Annotated in this window: 17 protein-coding genes; 11 read left to right on the forward strand and 6 right to left on the reverse strand. The window is 55.1% G+C overall.

The window, feature by feature from the left end:
- The first annotated feature begins 125 nt into the window (after window positions 1-125).
- Complete coding sequence (gene amaB, locus ACVBEJ_RS07345; RefSeq protein WP_447128966.1) at window positions 126-1643, forward strand: L-piperidine-6-carboxylate dehydrogenase; 1518 nt, start codon at window positions 126-128, stop codon at window positions 1641-1643.
- A 286-nt stretch (window positions 1644-1929) separates the two neighbouring features.
- The gene (locus tag ACVBEJ_RS07350) at window positions 1930-2316 is read left to right on the forward strand and encodes a hypothetical protein (RefSeq protein WP_447128967.1); all 387 of its coding nucleotides are present in this window, start codon (window positions 1930-1932) and stop codon (window positions 2314-2316) included.
- Here ACVBEJ_RS07350 and ACVBEJ_RS07355 read toward each other — a convergent pair.
- The 3 genes from ACVBEJ_RS07355 to ACVBEJ_RS07365 are packed head-to-tail and all read right to left on the reverse strand — an operon-like array spanning window position 2313 to window position 4651.
- The gene (locus ACVBEJ_RS07355; RefSeq protein WP_447128968.1) at window positions 2313-2699 is read right to left on the reverse strand and encodes an acyl-CoA thioesterase; all 387 of its coding nucleotides are present in this window, start codon (window positions 2697-2699) and stop codon (window positions 2313-2315) included. The genes ACVBEJ_RS07350 and ACVBEJ_RS07355 overlap by 4 nt on opposite strands.
- A gap of 54 nt (window positions 2700-2753) precedes the next feature.
- Window positions 2754-4094, reverse strand: coding sequence for a TRAP transporter large permease (locus tag ACVBEJ_RS07360; protein ID WP_447129037.1), 1341 nt, complete (start codon window positions 4092-4094; stop codon window positions 2754-2756).
- Window positions 4095-4117: 23 nt separating this feature from the next.
- Window positions 4118-4651, reverse strand: a complete 534-nt coding sequence (locus ACVBEJ_RS07365) for a TRAP transporter small permease subunit (RefSeq protein WP_447128969.1) — start codon at window positions 4649-4651, stop codon at window positions 4118-4120.
- A 208-nt stretch (window positions 4652-4859) separates the two neighbouring features.
- On the opposite strand from ACVBEJ_RS07365, the gene ACVBEJ_RS07370 reads away from it, so the two are divergent.
- From ACVBEJ_RS07370 to ACVBEJ_RS07395, 6 genes are all read left to right on the forward strand, one after another.
- Window positions 4860-5915: a PstS family phosphate ABC transporter substrate-binding protein gene (locus ACVBEJ_RS07370; protein ID WP_447128970.1), complete on the forward strand. Its 1056-nt coding sequence runs from the start codon at window positions 4860-4862 to the stop codon at window positions 5913-5915.
- Between the two features lie 272 nt (window positions 5916-6187).
- A complete protein-coding gene (pstC, locus tag ACVBEJ_RS07375) occupies window positions 6188-7582 on the forward strand; it encodes a phosphate ABC transporter permease subunit PstC (RefSeq protein ID WP_447128971.1) in 1395 nt (464 codons plus the stop codon).
- Window positions 7575-8888 (forward strand): phosphate ABC transporter permease PstA, encoded by a 1314-nt coding sequence (gene pstA, locus ACVBEJ_RS07380; protein ID WP_447128972.1) that lies wholly within the window; start codon window positions 7575-7577, stop codon window positions 8886-8888. The genes pstC and pstA overlap by 8 nt, the downstream gene beginning before the upstream one ends.
- Before the next feature lie 61 nt (window positions 8889-8949).
- A complete protein-coding gene (gene pstB, locus ACVBEJ_RS07385) occupies window positions 8950-9792 on the forward strand; it encodes a phosphate ABC transporter ATP-binding protein PstB (RefSeq protein WP_447129038.1) in 843 nt (280 codons plus the stop codon).
- A 17-nt stretch (window positions 9793-9809) separates the two neighbouring features.
- A complete protein-coding gene (gene phoU, locus ACVBEJ_RS07390; RefSeq protein ID WP_447128973.1) occupies window positions 9810-10511 on the forward strand; it encodes a phosphate signaling complex protein PhoU in 702 nt (233 codons plus the stop codon).
- A gap of 85 nt (window positions 10512-10596) precedes the next feature.
- Window positions 10597-11703, forward strand: coding sequence for a TonB family protein (locus tag ACVBEJ_RS07395; protein WP_447128974.1), 1107 nt, complete (start codon window positions 10597-10599; stop codon window positions 11701-11703).
- A gap of 95 nt (window positions 11704-11798) precedes the next feature.
- Here ACVBEJ_RS07395 and ACVBEJ_RS07400 read toward each other — a convergent pair whose 3' ends face one another.
- The 3 genes from ACVBEJ_RS07400 to ACVBEJ_RS07410 all read right to left on the reverse strand — a co-directional run bounded on the left by ACVBEJ_RS07400 (window position 11799) and on the right by ACVBEJ_RS07410 (window position 15296).
- Window positions 11799-12272, reverse strand: coding sequence for a hypothetical protein (locus ACVBEJ_RS07400; protein ID WP_447128975.1), 474 nt, complete (start codon window positions 12270-12272; stop codon window positions 11799-11801).
- Window positions 12273-12298: 26 nt separating this feature from the next.
- A complete protein-coding gene (locus ACVBEJ_RS07405; protein WP_447128976.1) occupies window positions 12299-13654 on the reverse strand; it encodes a hypothetical protein in 1356 nt (451 codons plus the stop codon).
- Window positions 13655-14006: 352 nt separating this feature from the next.
- Complete coding sequence (locus ACVBEJ_RS07410) at window positions 14007-15296, reverse strand: M48 family metalloprotease (RefSeq protein WP_447128977.1); 1290 nt, start codon at window positions 15294-15296, stop codon at window positions 14007-14009.
- Between the two features lie 78 nt (window positions 15297-15374).
- Between ACVBEJ_RS07410 and yaaA the strand changes: the two genes are divergently transcribed.
- The 3 genes from yaaA to ACVBEJ_RS07425 are packed head-to-tail and all read left to right on the forward strand — an operon-like array spanning window position 15375 to window position 17701.
- Window positions 15375-16148, forward strand: coding sequence for a peroxide stress protein YaaA (gene yaaA / locus ACVBEJ_RS07415; protein WP_447128978.1), 774 nt, complete (start codon window positions 15375-15377; stop codon window positions 16146-16148).
- A 39-nt stretch (window positions 16149-16187) separates the two neighbouring features.
- Window positions 16188-16784, forward strand: coding sequence for a DUF938 domain-containing protein (locus tag ACVBEJ_RS07420; protein ID WP_447128979.1), 597 nt, complete (start codon window positions 16188-16190; stop codon window positions 16782-16784).
- 2 nt (window positions 16785-16786) lie between these two features.
- Window positions 16787-17701, forward strand: a complete 915-nt coding sequence (locus ACVBEJ_RS07425) for a 1-aminocyclopropane-1-carboxylate deaminase/D-cysteine desulfhydrase (RefSeq protein ID WP_447128980.1) — start codon at window positions 16787-16789, stop codon at window positions 17699-17701.
- Window positions 17702-17719 lie beyond the last annotated feature (18 nt).

Consider the following 17719-nt stretch of genomic DNA (forward strand, 5'->3'; position numbering starts at 1 on the left):
GATATTGCTAATTTTAGCTCTTTATTTTGCTTATGCAAAGGCGGAGACTAGGCGGCAAATTTTTGCGTGGGTGGCGGATAAGTGACGCCCGCGGCACTTTCAGATACCACAGACGAGAATTGATTATGAGCGTTCAAAACCAGTTGAGCAGCGCCCTTGAGTCCATGGGCCTCAGCACCTCCGCCATCGCCAGCGGAGACCTGGATGTGTTTTCCCCCACCGACGGTTCCAAACTGGGCGCGGTTGTACAAGACAGCGCTGCGGATGCAGACGCCAAAATCGCTCGCAGTGTGGTCGCGTTCAAACAGTGGCGCACGGTGCCCGCGCCCCGCCGCGGCGAGCTGATTCGCCTGCTGGGTGAGGAGCTGCGCGAGCACAAAGAAGCGCTGGGCGCACTGGTGACCCTGGAGTGCGGCAAAATTTATCAGGAAGGCCTGGGTGAAGTGCAGGAAATGATCGATATCTGCGACTTTGCCGTGGGCCTGTCCCGCCAGTTGTACGGCTTGACCATTGCCTCCGAGCGCCCCGGCCACAAGATGAGCGAATACTGGCAGCCCATTGGCCCGGTGGGGATTATCTCGGCATTTAACTTCCCGGTGGCGGTGTGGGCCTGGAATGCGGCACTGGCTCTTGTCTGTGGCGACACCACCATCTGGAAGCCGTCTGAAAAAACCCCGATTACCGCCATCGCCTGTCAGCACCTGCTCAACAAAGCCATCGAGCGCTTTGGTGACGATGCCCCGCAAGGTTTGTCCGAGCTGTTGATCGGTTACGCCGATATCGGTCAGCAATTGGTGGACGACAAGCGCGTGCCGGTGATTTCTGCCACCGGCTCCTGCGCCATGGGTCGCAAAGTTGGCCCTCGCGTGGCCGAGCGTTTTGGCCGCTCCATTCTGGAATTGGGAGGTAACAACGCCATTATTGTGGCGCCGTCTGCGGATCTGGATATGGCGGTGCGCGCCATTCTGTTTGGCGCAGTGGGTACCTGCGGCCAACGCTGCACCTCCACCCGCCGCATTTTTGTACACGACGATATTTACGACACATTGGTGCCCGCCCTGAAAACCGCCTACGGGAAGATTTCCCTGGGCGACCCCATGGAGGCCAACACCCTGGTGGGCCCGCTGATTGACGAACAGTCGTTCAACAATATGGAAGCGGCCATCGAACGTGCCAAAGGCAATGGTGGTGAAGTGGTTGGCGGTGGTCGCGCTCTGGCGGATCAATACCCCAACGGCTACTACGTAAACCCGGCCATCGTCGAGATGAAAGGGGCAGATAATGTGCAGGAGGAAACCTTCGCGCCCATTCTGTACGTGTTCCACTACAGCGAGCTGGAAGAAGCCATTGCCCGCCAGAATGACGTGCCCCAGGGACTGTCTTCTGCCATTTTTACCTTGAACGTGCAGGAAGCGGAAACCTTTGTCACTGCCGCCGGTTCCGACTGTGGTATCGCCAACGTCAATATCGGCACCAGCGGTGCGGAAATCGGCGGCGCCTTTGGCGGCGAGAAGGAAACCGGCGGTGGCCGGGAATCCGGTTCTGATGCCTGGAAAGCCTATATGCGCCGCCAAACCAGCACGGTGAACTACTCCAAAGAGCTGCCTCTGGCTCAGGGTATTGAGTTTAATCTCGACTATTAACCCGGCAATACAAAAGGCGTCCTGCCTTTTGTATCGCGCGCTCAATAACTTTCACATAAAAGAAAGTAACGCACTTGCGCGGAAGTGCTTGATTTTATTGAGCTTGCGCTGGCTTCGCCAGCGGCGGCACATCCTTGTGCCGCATTATTAAACGCAACCTATAAAGTTGCCGGTTTAATAATCATCCTGACACCGCGCTCAAATAAACCGCCGGTAGAGCAATCTGCCGGCGGTTTGTGCTATATAGAGGGTGAAATACTATTCGTCATAAGGGAACCGACAGGGAATGAACGAGGAAGTCATCACCGCAGAAGGCGGAATAATTATCAAACTGGCCGACGACCTGGCTGAGGTAATCGTATCTGAGGGTATGGAGGTTACCGCTGCCATGGTGGATGAGTGCGGCGAACTGCTTGAGCAGCACTTCAGCTGTCCGTGCCGGGTACTGATCAACCGAAAAAATTCCTACCACTACAACTTTGATGCCCAGCAGCGCCTGGCCGACCTGGAGAGTGTCAGCTCAGTGGCGGTACTGGCATACAACGGCGCCGGTGAAATAGCCGCAAAAATTGTTCGTATGTTTCCCGGCAAGGGCTCCTGGCGGGTCAATATTTTCTACGACCGGCGCAGTGCACTGGAGTGGCTGGGCAAAAAAATTGAGAACGCCCCCTAAGTTGGCACCACCCGGCTTTTCCCGTCTTCATCAATCGCCACAAACACAAACTCCCCCTCGGTCACTTTAAACGACTCCAGCTCATCCAGCGGCGTACACCACACGTCCAGCTTAAAACTCATAGAGGTGCGGCCCACTTTGGTTAGCTCGGTGTAGCAGCTGACCGTGGAGCCCACCGGTACCGGCTTTAAAAACGACATATTGCTGATATGCACGGTGACCACTCGGCCTTTGGCGATGCGGCGGGCGTGGATGCTGGCGGCCAGGTCCATTTGCGACAGCACCCAGCCGCCGAAGATATCACCGTTGGGGTTGGTGTCGGCGGGCATGGCAATGGTTTGCAGGCTCAGGGTGCCGGTGGGGGTTGCGACTGTTTTGGACATAGGTATTTGCTCGATAATTGTCATCCTTCGCTACGCTCAGGATGACAGGATTGACTAAAAAATCTGCTCCGGCAACCAGGTGGCCAGCTCCGGCCACAGGGCCAGCACTGCCATCATCAATAATTGAATACCAATAAAAGGTACCACGCCTTTATAGATATGACCGGTTGCTACGGATTCCGGTGCCACTCCGCGCAGGTAAAACAGGGCAAAGCCGAAGGGGGGCGTCAGGAATGAGGTTTGCAGGTTAATGGCGATCATAATGCCCAGCCATACCGGGTCCAGCCCCATGGCCAGCAGTACCGGGGCGACGATGGGCACCACCACAAAGGTGATTTCGATAAAGTCGAGAATAAACCCCAGCAGGAAGATCACCACCATCACCAATACCGTGGCGCCGAATACGCCGCCGGGCAGGTTTTCAAAAATTTCAGTGACCAGCTCTTCGCCGCCAAAGCCACGGAACACCAGCGAGAAAATGGCCGCGCCAATCAGAATCATAAATATCATGGCGGTGACTTCGGTGGTGTTGCGCATCACCTGGCGCAGCCGCTCCAGGTTCAACTGGTTGCGCACCAATGCCAGCACCGTGGCGCCAATGGCACCAACTCCGGCGGCTTCGGTGGGGGTGGCGGCGCCTTTGAGAATGGAGCCCAGCACCAGCACGATCAGCAATACCGGCGGCAGCAGGCTTTTTAGCAGCTGTCCGGTGGTAATGGCGTCCAGGTCTTTGTCCGCCGGAGCCAGCTCCGGTTTGAGTCGGGCTACAAACAGCAGGTAGACAATATACAGCACCACCAGTGCCAGACCGGGAATAATCGCCCCCACAAACAGCTCGCCGATGGACACTGTGTCCGGGGTGAAGATGCCCATATTCAGCTGCGCCTGTTGGTAGGCGTTGGAGAGAATATCCCCCAGCAGCACCAGGGCAATGGATGGGGGAATAATCTGCCCCAGGGTGCCGGTTGCGCAGATGGTGCCACTGGCCAGCGCCGGGCTGTAGCCGCGTTTGAGCATGGTGGGCAGGGACATCAGACCCATGGTGACCACGGTGGCACCGACAATGCCGGTACTGGCGGCCAGCAACATGCCCACCACAATCACGGCGATACCCAGGCCGCCGGGCAAGCGGCCAAACAGCCGCGACATGCTGTCCAGCAAATCTTCCGCCAGGCGCGCTTTTTCCAGCATCACCCCCATCAAAATGAACAGTGGCACCGCGATCAGTGTCTGGTTGGCCATGGTACCGTACAGGCGGTTGGGCAGGGCCCCCAGAAACGTCGTGTCGAAGTGGCCGGTGGCGGTGCCAATGGCGGCAAAAATCAGCGCCGTGCCACCCAGGGTCAGGGCCACCGGGTAGCCCAGCATCAACAGCAGACACACCACCACAAACATCAGCAAAGAAATATATTCCACCGCTACAGCCCCCCGTCATGGGGTTTGGTGTGCGCCCCCCCTTTGCCGAGGAAGAACAGGGCGTTGCCGGTAATATCCGCCAGGCCCTGCAAGGCCAGAGTGACAGGCATCACCAGCAGCAGGGATTTCAGCAAATAGAGAAACGGCAGGCCGCCGGGCTCGGTAGACACTTCCATTACCTGCCAGCTGGCGGCTACGTAATCCAGGCACAACCAGAAGATCACTGCACACACCGGCAACAGCAACAATAGCCCCCCAAGGGCGTCAATCAGTGCCTGGTGGCGTGGGCTGAGGCGGCGGTAGATTACATCCACCCGCACATGGCCGCCGCGCTTGAGAGTAAAGGCGGCACCCAGCAAAAACACCGTGGCGTGCAAGTAGGTAACGCTCTCCTGCAGGGCGATGGAGTTGATTTCCAGCAGGTAGCGCATCACCACCACAGTGGTGGTGAGCAGCGCCATGGCCAGGGTCAGCCAGCCAAGTGCGCGCCCCGTCCATTCGCTAAAACCATTAATAACGCAGATAAGACGGTTCATGTTTTGACCGTGGAGTGATTGTCAGCAGGCAATGATAAGGTGGAAGTGCTGTTATTGCGAGGCGCCGCAGCTGACGCGGGTTTATCTGTCCTCTGTCTTCTGCCGACTGTCATCTGACTGTCACAAACCATTCATATTATTGTCATCCCGAAATTCTAGCATCGTGCCCGAAGTAACCGATCCATCACCCTCCCATGGAGATTACATTGTGAAAAAGAGCACTAAATTGACCATCGCAGGTCTGGCTGCCGCTGCTACTTTGGCCAGCGCCGCTGCTATCGCTGCTTCCCGCGACTACATCAGCATCGTGGGTTCTTCTACTGTTTACCCGTTCGCCACCGTTGTTGCCGAGCGCTTCGGTAACGCCACCAAGTACAGCACGCCGAAAATCGAGTCTACCGGTTCTGGCGGTGGCATGAAGCTGTTCTGTGCAGGTCTGGGCGCTGAGCACCCGGACATCACCAACGCCTCCCGTCGCATGAAGGCTTCCGAGTTCGAAATGTGCAAAAAGAATGGCGTAACCAACATCGTTGAAGTGCTGATCGGCTACGACGGCATCGTGCTGGCCAACTCCAAAAAAGCCAAGCCCATGTCTCTGACCCGCAAAGACATTTACCTGGCTCTGGGCAAGCAGGTTCCCAACCCGGACGGTTCCGAAACTCTGGTTGCCAACCCGTACAAAACCTGGAAAGAAGTAAACCCCGCTCTGCCCAATATCAAGATCGAGGTTCTCGGCCCTCCTCCCACTTCCGGTACCCGTGACGCGTTTGCAGAGCTGGCCCTGGAAGGCGGCGCCAAGTCTTTCCCATGGATCAAAGCCATGAAGAAAGTGGACAAGAAGAAGTACAAGGCGATTGCCCGCTCTGTACGTGAAGACGGCGCTTACATCGAAGCTGGCGAGAACGATAACCTGATCGTGCAAAAGCTGAACGCCAACCCGAAAGCACTGGGCATCTTTGGCTTCTCCTTCCTGGAGCAGAACAGCGACAAGGTTCAAGGTTCTGTTATTGAAGGTCAGGAGCCTACCTTCGACACCATCGCCGACAAGTCTTATCCGGTTTCCCGTCCGCTGTACTTCTACGTGAAGAAGGACCACATCGGCGTAATCCCCGGCATCAAGCAGTACCTGGCTGAGTTCACCAGCGAGAAAGCCTGGGGCGAAGACGGTTACCTGGCCGACAAGGGCATGATTCCCATGGGCACCAGCAAGCGTCGCGACATGGCATCTTCTGTAAATGGCCTGCAGACTCTGAAAGCGCTGTAAGCAATCTCTGTTACAGAGAAAGAGAAGTATGTGATAAAGGACTGGCCCAGCAGTGAACAGCTGCTGGGCTATTTCTTTGTTTAAAGTGGGCAGTTTTTCACCCTGAGTGCAGTGGCAGTAGTACCCCGTCATTGCGAGTCGCCGCAGGCGGCGTGGCAATCTCATCCGGCATAGCAGTGACTTGATGGAGATTGCCGCGTCGCTTTGCTCCTCGCAATGACGATACGGACCAGTGCACTCAGGATGACAATCTAAAAAACCGGAACTGAAAGATGCAAACCGCCAATCTGATACTTGTGCTGATCGCCATGGTGGTCATTGCCTACTACATGGGCCGCGGCCGCTCGTTCGCGCAGGCAAAGCCGCTGGGTGGTATTCGCCATCTCAACTCACTGCCGTTTTACTACGGCGCGCAAACCGCCATCTGGTGCTGTGTGCCGTCGTTGATTCTGCTGGCGCTGTGGGCGCTGTTTGACGAGCCCATTATCACCAATGTGGTGCTGTCCGGTTTGCCGGAATCCATTCAGCCGCACACGGTGGCGGACCAGAACCTGCTGCTCAACCGCATTGAGAATATCGCCTCCGGTGCGCTCACCGCCGGGGCTGATGAGCAGGCCCTCGGTGCTGCTGCCGACCGCCTGATCAGCCTGCGGGAAACCGCGCAAATGGTGCTGACCGCAGCCATTCTGTCGCTGGCGGTGCTCGGTGGGCTGTGGGGCTGGCGCCGGGTTTCTCCCAAATTGAAGGCCCGCAACCAGGTGGAAGTGGTGTTCAAGGGCACGTTGCTGGCCTGTGCCTGCATCGCCATTCTCACCACCCTGGGCATTGTGTTCTCGGTGGTGTTCGAAACCATCCGTTTCTTCAGCTTTGACGATGTCACCATCACCGGCTTTATCTTCGGTACCGAGTGGAGCCCGCAAACCGCCATTCGCGCCGACCAGGTGGCGTCTTCCGGCAGCTTTGGTGCGGTGCCGCTGTTTGTCGGTACCTTGCTGATTTCCTTTATTGCCATGATCGTGGCAGTACCGGTGGGCCTGATGTCTGCCATTTACCTGGCGGAATACGCCAACCCCAAAGTGCGCAGTACCGCCAAGCCACTGCTGGAAATTCTCGCCGGTATCCCCACGGTGGTGTACGGTTTCTTCGCTGCCCTGACGGTTGCGCCGTTTTTGCGGGAGCTGGGTGAGTCCATGGGGCTGGATGTGTCGTCTGAATCCGCCCTGGCCGCCGGTGGTGTGATGGGCATTATGATTATTCCGTTTGTGTCCTCGCTGGCAGACGATGTGATTACCGCGGTGCCGCAAAGCCTGCGCGACGGTTCCCTGGGTCTGGGAGCCACCAAATCGGAAACCATCAAGAAAGTCATCTTCCCGGCGGCGCTGCCGGGTATTGTCGGTGGCATTATGCTGGCGGTGTCCCGCGCCATCGGCGAAACCATGATTGTGGTGATGGCCGCTGGCCTGGCCGCCAATATGACCGCCAACCCGCTGGACACCGTAACCACCGTGACCGTACAGATTGTCACCCTGTTGATTGGCGACCAGGAATTCGACAGCCCGAAAACCCTGGCCGCGTTTGCCCTGGGTCTGATGTTGTTCGTGGTCACCCTGTTGTTGAACCTGTTCGCCCTGCGCACTGTGAAGAAATATCGAGAGCAATATGACTGATAGCAACCCGCAAAACAGCCCGGCTCCGCAAGACGCGCCCATGAGCACCATCGACAAGGTCAACAAGACCCTGACCAAGCGTTACCGTGCTGAAAAACGCTTTCGACTGTACGGCATGATGTCCATTGGCTTTGGCCTGCTGGCACTGGTGGTGTTGTTTACCGACATTATCAGCAAGGGCAAGGGCGCTTTTCAGCAATCTTATATCCAGCTGGAAGTCACCTACGACTCCGATGTGCTGGGGGTGTACGACGTCAGCGACGAAAGCCAAATGGAGCTGGCCAATTTCGAAGGGGTGGTCAAGCAGGCACTGCGCAACCGCTTCCCGGAAGTGAGCAGCCGCAGGGACAAGAAAGAACTCTATCAGCTGGCCAGCCTGGGAGCCTCCTTTGAGCTGCGCAAGCGGCTCACGTCCAAACCGCAGCTGTTGGGTCAGACCGAAACCCTGTGGTTGCTGGCAGACGACGACATCGACACCTACTACAAAACCATTGGCGGCGAAGAATTTATCGGTGCCACCAGTGAAAACCAGCGCGCCTGGACCAAGTCGTTGGTGGATGCGGCTGAAATTGAGCTCAAGTTCAACATCAACTTTTTCACCAAGGGCGATTCCCGGGAGCCGGAACTGGCGGGTATCTGGGGAGCGGCCAAAGGCTCGTTCTTTACATTGTTGATTACCCTGGTGCTGTCGTTTCCCATCGGTGTGGCGGCGGCCATCTACCTGGAAGAATTTGCTCCCAAGAACAAGTGGACTGACCTGATTGAAGTCAACATCAACAACCTGGCGGCGGTGCCCTCCATTATCTTTGGCCTGCTGGGGCTGGCGGTGTTTATCAACTTTTTCCACACCCCGCGCTCTACGCCCATTGTCGCTGGCCTGGTGCTGACCTTGATGACCCTGCCCACCATTATTATTTCCAGCCGCGCGGCCATTAAAGCAGTGCCGCCGTCCATTCGCCAGGCAGCCATGGGTATGGGTGCCTCGCCCATGCAGGTGGTGTTGCACCACGTATTGCCGCTGGCCATGCCGGGCATGCTCACCGGCTCGATTATTGGTATGGCTCAGGCGCTGGGGGAAAGTGCGCCGCTGCTGATGATCGGCCTGGTGGCCTTTGTGGTGGACGTGCCCGGGGCCATCAACGATCCTTCCACTGTGCTGCCGGTACAGATTTATCTGTGGGCCGACAGCCCGGAGCGGGCCTTTGTGGAAAAAACATCGGCGGCCATTATGGTGCTGCTGGCGTTCTTGATCGCCATGAACACTCTTGCCGTATTCCTGCGCAAGCGCCTTGAGCGCCGCTGGTAAGGCGCACTACAAACTCAGGTAGAATGTTATGACCTCTTTAGCAACAGAACAGGCCGGTGAAATGCTGATCAGCAAAACCGAGCGCACCGAATCCCAGGTGGTGCAGGATATTGAACACGGCGAAACCGTTGGCAACCCGTTGCTGGACGACGCCAAAATGTCGGTGCGCAACACCAACGTATTTTACGGCGACAAACAGGCCATCTTCGATGTGGACCTGGATATCGGCAAGCACCAGGTGATTGCCATGATCGGCCCTTCCGGTTGCGGTAAATCCACCTTCCTGCGTTGCCTCAACCGCATGAACGATACCGTGGAAGGCTGCCGGGTTACCGGTGAGCTGACTCTGGATAACGCCGACATCTACAGCAAAAAAATGGATGTGGTGGCGTTGCGTGCCCGCATCGGCATGGTGTTCCAGAAGCCCAACCCGTTCCCCAAATCCATCTACGACAATGTCGCTTACGGCCCGCGTCTGCACGGGCTGGCCAGCCGCCGTGGTGAGCTGGACGAGATTGTGGAAAACAGCCTGCGTCGCGCTTCCCTGTGGGACGAAGTAAAAGACCGCCTGCACGCGCCGGGCACAGGCCTTTCCGGTGGTCAGCAACAGCGCCTGTGTATTGCTCGCGCCATTGCGGTGAACCCGGAAGTGATTCTGATGGACGAACCCTGTTCCGCACTGGACCCCATTGCCACCGCCCGCATCGAGGAGCTGATTGCCGAACTGCGCGAAAACTACACCATCGCCATCGTCACCCACTCCATGCAACAGGCGGCGCGGGTCAGTCAGCGCACTGCCTACTTCCACCTGGGGCACCTGGTGGAAGTGAATGACACCGAAAAAGTATTTACCTCGCCGGAGCACGAGCTCACCGAGGCGTACATCACAGGCCGCTTTGGTTAAGGACGGAGAAAACTATTATGGCTAGCATGCAATTTGACCAACACATTTCCCAGGAATTTAACGACGAGCTGGAGCAGGTAAAAACCCGTATGCTGGAAATGGGTGGCTCGGTTCTGCGCCAGTTACAGGACGCGGTGCAGGCTGTGGAGCACGCCGATTCCGCGCTGGCGGAACAGGTGCTTGTACAGGAAGTGGATATCGATGAAACCGAAATGGAAATCGACGAAGCCTGCACCCTGTTGATTGCTCGCCGCCAGCCCGCTGCCAGCGATTTGCGCATGGTAATTGCGGTGAGCAAAACCGTACACGACCTGGAGCGAATTGGCGACGAAGCCGCCCGCATTGCGAAAATGGCCATCAACCTCAGCGAACACGGCTCCGCCCCTCGCGGATATGTAGAGATTCGCCATATCGCCAACAGTGTGTGCGACATGCTCAACAATTCCCTGGATGCGTTTGCCCGCTACGATGTGGAGACGGCGCTAAAAACACTGAGTGAAGATGACCAGGTGGATATGGATTACACCAGCGCGCTGCGCGAACTGGCCACCTACATGATGGAAGACCCCCGCAGCATTACCCGGGTAATGAACATTATGTGGGTACTGCGCTCCCTGGAGCGGGTGGGCGACCACGCCAAAAATATCTGCGAGCAGGTGGTGTACCTGGTGAAAGGCAAGGATATTCGCCACGGGCACCTGGATGAGGCTGAAGCCTAAAGGTTAAGAGCGGGCAAGGAGCCCGTTTGCAGAAAAACGCTTTGCCGTTGTAGGATGGCAAAGCGTTTTTTTTGGAGATAAAAAAGTGAAAAGGATATTGGGGTTGGTGGGGGCGCTGTTTATTTTTTCCACATCGGTTTCTGCGGACGTGGCCGAGACAAAAACACCGGAGGAGCTAAAACAACAGTTTTCTACCGCTTACCAAGCCTTTCAAAAAGCCAAAGAAAATGACTCGCCAGAGGCGGTCAAACTGTCTGAAAAAATTCTCGATTTGGGGAAACAGATATACTCGGAAGACAGTGAAGTGCTCGGGGTGCTCTACCACAATGCCGGTGTTTACCAAACGAAGATAAAAAAGAAAACGCAAGCCAAAAAGTACCTGAGACGTGCCCTAATAATATTTGAAAAACTTTATGGCAAAAGTGCGCCGGAGTTGATTGACCCATTGATGGATCTCGGGCATGCCAGTCAAGAAATATCAAGCCCTATTGAGCAGAGACACTATCTGCGAGCTTTAAAGATTGCTAAAAAACACAAAGGCGAAACATCGCTGACTGTTGCCCAGATCAATCTTGATGCAGGTATGCGACTTCTGGAGCGCGCAGGGTCTCACTCTGCCAGAAGGTACCTGCGAAGAGCCTACAGGATATACAGTGAAAAACTGGACAGTCGCGATGCGCGCATAGGGGTATCTGCCTTTTATCTGGGTAAATTCGAGTTATCCCGGAAAAACTACAAAAAAGCACGGGACTGGCTTGAAGTGGCCTTGCCCTTACTGGATGCTCCTGGTAAGCCGGATCATAAATTCGAACTGGTCACGCACGCTTTTCTGGTTGAGGCTTACCAACAAACCGGGGAGCCTGAAAAAGCCAACAAACATTGCCAGGCTATCGGTAAAGCCAAACCGTGGGATCCAGATCAACCGCCACGCTCGGTGTTCTACAAAGGGCTTAAGTATCCCCATGACGCTCTCATTAAAAGAATAGAAGGTCATGTGATGTTGACGATAACCGTTGATAAACACGGCTTTGCCACCAACCCGGAAGTGCTGGAATTGGTCGGTGCTGATTCTTTTGCCAAGGCTGCGTTCGATACTATCGAGGAAATGCGTTTTGTTCCCAGGTTTGAAAACGGCCAACCAGTGGATACTCATGGCGCTGAGTACAAGTTCACCTTCAGAATAAGCCGCTGATGTATACAAAGACACTGGATTGCCGCGTTGCGCCCGCAATGACGGCCCGGGTATTTGTTCCGGGCAGTAGTGCTACCTACGGTGGGCATGATGGGTTAATGGTGTGGGTAAGGGTGCAATAAATCCAGGGACTTTATCTTGTTCTTCCAGTAGTGCACTCTGGCTTTTACTTCGGTTTTTTCCCCTTTCCAGTTCTCGAACACCAGCACGTATTTCATGTATTTAAAGCCGGAGCTTTCTACATCCCGAATGTAGAGAAACTCGTCTTTCTGCAGGCCAAATTTGTCGCGAGCCTGGTGTATGGAGTTGTAAATTACATCCTCATCAATAGAGCGTTCAAGGGCGGCGCTGATGTCGCCATCGTGACCGTTGTACAGGTCGATGGGAATGACTTTGCAGTGGCCTCCACCCAACTCAATCAACAGTTTTTCACGGCGATCAAAAGTGCCGGGAATCTCGGCCTGGGTTACGCCGTTAATGCAGCGGTATTGAATATCGCGATGGCGGCTCTCGGCGTTAAGGGAGGCGCAGGTCAGTAAGAAACACAGTGTTGCAATGATTTTTTTCATGGGTACTCTCACAGGTAAGTCACAGATTAAATCTTGAGCAGCTCCACCGCGTTCAGCGTACCGGCGGTACCAAATTGTGAACGCAGCAGGCGGTCGGCCAGTTGCTGTAGTTCGGGGTCCACTACACCGCCGCTAAGGGCATAGCGCATTAGGCGGTCGAGTTTTTGCTGTGGGTCGGCTTGTGCCAGGGCGTTGTCCAGCATCTTCTGGTGGTAAGCGGCAGCGGTGGCTTCCACCTGCTCCGCCACCCGTTGCGCTGCCAGGTCGTTCAGGTAATTGTGCATTTCCCGGCGGCTCAATGGCTCTCTGGGGTCCGCTGGCAGGCCGACACTGTGGTTGCCGTTGTACACCTGATCGCTGTACTGGTAAATCACCTCGTCGCCGGATTTCTGTCCGGCCTGATGAAAGTGCAGTGTCAGGGCTGCGCTTTGCACCACTTCCGTCAGCGGGTATTCGTAGGTGGCGTAGGCGTCCTCTACCAGCTCTTGGGGGGTGTCTGCCAGTTCGTATTCCAGCTGGCTGTATTCCTGTTGATATTCTTCGATATGGTGGTGCGTATCATCGTAGTCGTGGTGCAGGGCCTCCAGTTTGTCTTTACTGTGGCGGCGGGACAGTGTCAGCTCATCAATACGGTGCTGAATGTGCACTTGTTCAGCGGCAACGGTGGTGGCGGCCAGCAGGCGACGTTGTTCATCCAGCGCGCCTTTTAGCCGATCCAGATGGCGCTGTTCGGTTTCTGTGCCCAGCTCCTGATAGTGCAGTTCTTCGCGCAGTTGCTCCAGTTTGTAATGCAGGGTTTGCAGGTCGTCCTGGAGTGTCAGGTAGTGGGGGTTGCTGCGGGTGATGGTGCCACTGACGTATTGATGGCTGCCGCTGCCATCAAATTCTTCGGTGTTGAAGCGGGGTGCTGAGGCTTGCACCTCAAGCAGCAGATGATTGCTGATTTCAGCGCGGTACGCCGGCAATGGTGTTGTGGTCGCCGCCAGCAATTCCGGTGCGCCTTTTACAAATACCTGCGGGCGATAGGTGCGGCTTAACTGCTGGCGCAGATCGGCAGCGCGGTTAGCGGCCTGGCTGTCGCCCTCAAGCTGTGCCTGTTTCTGATAGAGCGCCGCTGCCAGGGCGGGCAGGTTACTGTTGTCGGCGCGCTGGGCAGCGGCGGCAATTTGCTCGCTCCAGATATCCAGTTGTTGCTGGGCAATGGCCAGTTTTTGCTGTGCCTTGACGGAATCCGGTTTTTTGATCAGCGCTTGCTGGTAGGCGGCCACCGCATGTTCGTAATTGCCATCGGTGAATTGCTGGTCGCCACGGCTAATGGCGTTGTTGTAGGCGCAGCCGCTGCACAGGGCAATGGCCGCTATCAGGGTAAATAGTTTTGACATGGTCTGCACCACAGTTGTTGTTATCAGTGAGTCGGTGCAGTGTATAGCGGCCAGTCTGAATTGAAACTGAACGGGTTCTCAAAGGCACTCTAAAAATAGCCTCTGCTGTTCCATAAGTTATTCCTGAATTGTTTGGAAAATAAGGCCATCGAGGAGCTTAGACCCCCAGCAGACATGAATTGGGTATTGTTTGCTGTGACGCGCCACCTTACTTTATAGGAAGTCCCATCCATGGGGGCTCGAGGTCAGCATCCATGCTGACCACGGTCACATCAAACAATACCCAATTCATGTTGTGCGAGTTTGTACGGCAGCAGTAAAAAATAGTGCATTGTTAGAAGCGCCTTAACGTCTATTGTTGTTGCTGTGCAGGTGGTTGCATTTCGGCCATGCGCTGGCGGGCTTTCTGCGACAGGTCGCTGTTGCCCTGGGCGGCTTCGGTAAAGTATTTGCGCGCCCTGGTGTAATCCTGTCGTTGGTAGGCAAATTCTCCCAGATAGTAGCTGGCGGTCAGGGTGGGCAGGATATGGTAACTGGCGAGTAAATCTTGTTCCGCAGCGGCGTTTTCATTTTGCTGCAGGCGCACCAGTCCGCGCAGTACATGGGGTTTGAAGTAGGCGGGATTCTTGCCAATGGCAGTGGTGTAAGACTTTTCAGCGTTGCCCAGGTTGTTTTGCATTTCCCAGGCAATACCGCGCAGCTCCCAGAATTCACTTTCCGCTGGCTGCAGGGCCACGGCGCGGTCGAGCTTTTGCAGTGCTTCCCTGGGTTTTTTTTGTTGTAACAGCGCCTGTGCTTCAGTGGCGGCCTGGTATGCCGGAGCGTCTTTCTTGATTTGGGCAATGGCACGTTGGTAGCGGCTGCGATTGCGGTTGCCGGCAGCGCCCAGACGGGCGGCGTGTTGTTTGTTGGCCTCCACCCGTTGCTGTGATGGCGGGTGGCTGGCAAACAGCGCGGATATGGGGTCGCTGCGGCGCCCTTGCGACAGGCGCACGAAAACCTGCTGTAATTCCACCGCCCCTTGCAGGTCATAGCCTGCGCGCTTCATGTACAGCATGCCGTATTCGTCCGATTCCAGTTCGTCATCGCGCCCGTAACGGGCCAGCAATGCGGAGGCGCCGAGGCCGCCCCACTGAGACAGGGCGCCCTGATATTGGGTGTCTTTGGCAAAACCACCGGCTACTGCCAATCCTGCCTGTAGCAGCTGCTGCTGGCTGAGGCGTGCGGCGGTATGGCGAGCCGCGGCGTGAACAATCTCATGGCTGAGCACCGCCGCCAGCTGGGATTCGTCTTCCAGGTAGCCAAGCAAGCCACGATTGATGGCGATTTTACCGCCGGGCAACGCCCAGGCATTGGGCACCGAGCTGTTGAGTACGGTAAATTCGTAGGGCAAATCAGGGCGGTCGCTGACTTTGGCGAGCCGCTGGCCGACCTCGTTGATATAAAACTGCAACTCGTTGTCCACATAGTAACGCCCGCCCTGAGACTGCAGCTGTGGGCGGTATTGTTGTTGGCCGATTTGCACCTCCTGTTGAGTGGAGAGCAGTGACAGCTCCTTTTTGCCGGTAACCGGATTGACGGCGCAACCGGTGGCAAACAGGGTTGTGAGCAGTAAGCTGAGAAGGCAGTGACGTGGCAGCATTTGGTAGTCCTTTTCGGTGAATTTGGACGTATAATCATTTTCAATTTTAGCGCCTATAAAGCCGCCAAAGGTAAAAATATGCACATAATTATCTCGCCCGCCAAAACCCTGGATTTTGAAACCCCCGCTGTGGCCAACAAACACAGCCAGGCGGAGTTTCTGGCCAGTTCTGCCAAACTTATCGGCGAACTGCGTCAGTTGGCCCCTCAGGACATCAGCGCGTTGATGAAGGTCAGTGACAAAATCGGCCAGCTGAATTACGACCGCTTTCAAAGCTGGAAACGCCCGTTTACCGAAAAAAACGCCAAGCAAGCACTGCTGGCGTTTAAAGGCGATGTGTACACCGGGCTGGATGCAGAGAGTTTTACCCAGCACGACTTTAACTGGGCGCAAAAACACCTGCGGATACTGTCGGGTTTGTACGGCCTGTTGAAGCCGCTGGATTTGATTCAGCCCTACCGCCTGGAAATGGGCACAAAGTTCGCCAACAAAGGCGGCAAGAATCTTTATGAATTTTGGGGCGATACGCTGACAGATGTTTTGAACAAAGAGCTGGCGACAGAAAAAAAGCCGGTGTTGATCAATCTGGCGTCCAATGAATATTTTAAAGCGGTAAATACAAAATCCTTAAACGCCGAAATCATTACCCCCGCGTTTAAGGATTATAAAAATGGCCAATACAAAATGATCAGCTTTTACGCCAAAAAAGCCCGTGGTCTGATGAGCGCTTACATTATTAAAAATCGGTTGAACAATCCGGATGATATTAAAAATTTTGATACCGCCGGTTATTACTTCAGCCCGGAACAGTCGAAGGGTAATAATTGGGTGTTCCTGCGAGACGAGGTTTAATCGTAGCTTGGCTACAAAAAATTACATCAGTTGGATTCAATGACAATCGAAAAACCATTCTCCCAAGCCTGCGAAAATAATAAAGCGCCGATTCTTGCGGTTTTAAAAAAGACCTTTGCCAACTCAACCCATGTTTTGGAAGTGGGCAGTGGCACCGGCCAGCACGCGGTATTTTTTGCCCCGCAGTTGTCACACTTGCACTGGCATACCAGCGATTTACCGGAAAACCACAGCGGCATCAATCAGTGGATTGATGAGTTCCCCAGTGCCAATTTGCAGCGGCCCCTGCTGTTGGATGCGGATATGCCCAAGTGGGCGCTGGAAAATATCGACGCTGTATTCACCGCCAATACCTGTCACATTATGTCCTGGGAAAGCGTGCAAAACCTGTTTGCTCATGTGGGGGGGCTTTTGCAATCCAGTGGCCGTTTTTGTATTTACGGCCCTTTCAATTACGATGCAAAATACACCAGCGAAAGCAATGCCCGGTTTGATGTCTGGCTAAAAGAGCAGGCACCCCACCGGGCAATTCGTGATTTTGAAGCGGTCGAAAAATTGGCTGCTGATCAGGGTATGTCCCTGGTGAAGGATTATGAAATGCCAGCCAACAACCGATTGCTGGTTTTTGAAAAATAAAAATGCGGGCAGTAACTCCCATTCAAACAGTAAAAAGTGATTTGCTACAGGAAAAGAAAATCACTCTGTTGGTCAAACGGGAAGACCTGCGCCACCCTCAAATCTCCGGCAATAAATACCACAAACTAAAACACAATCTGAGTGACGCAAAACGCCAGGGCTTTGCAACTATGGCCAGCTTTGGCGGTGTCTGGTCGAACCACCTTCATGCCCTGGCTTATGCCGGTCAACAAAGCGGTTTGAAAACGGTGGGTTTTGTTCGCGGCCCGTTGCCCGTGCCGTTAAATGCCATGCTGCAAGACGCCAGCGCTTGGGGTATGGAGTTGCGATCTTTAAGCTACAGCGATTATCGCCGCCGTCACGATAATCATTTTTGTCAGCAGTTAATGGCCACCATCGACAACGGCTTTTTAATTCCGGAAGGGGGTGCCAATTCACTGGCGATAAAAGGTTGCGCAGAATTGGGTGAGGAAATGACCAGGCAGATAACAGATATGGACTACCTGTGCACCGCCTGCGGCACCGGCGCAACCATGGCCGGGTTGATCGCCGGTGTCGGTGAGCGAACAACGGTATTGGGATTCTCTGTTGTGAAAAATAATCAGGTTTTGGACTCGGATATTCGCGATTGGCTGCCCGAAAATTGCAGCGAAAAAAATTGGCGCGTGCTACACGATTATCACTGCGGTGGTTTCGGCAGGCTCAACCGGGAGCTGGTGGCGTTTATGGATGACTGGAAGGCTCACAGCGACATTCCGCTGGAGCCGTTGTACACCGGCAAAATGCTTTACGGTTTGTTTGACATGATCGCTGCTGACTACTTTGCGGCGGGCTCAAAAATTGTGGCGTTGCACACGGGAGGTTTACAAGGGCTGCGGGGGATGGGACCACAACTGGCGCATTTTCAAGGCCAATAATACAGTTGGGTAATTTCA

The organism is Porticoccus sp. GXU_MW_L64 (genome assembly GCF_052983295.1).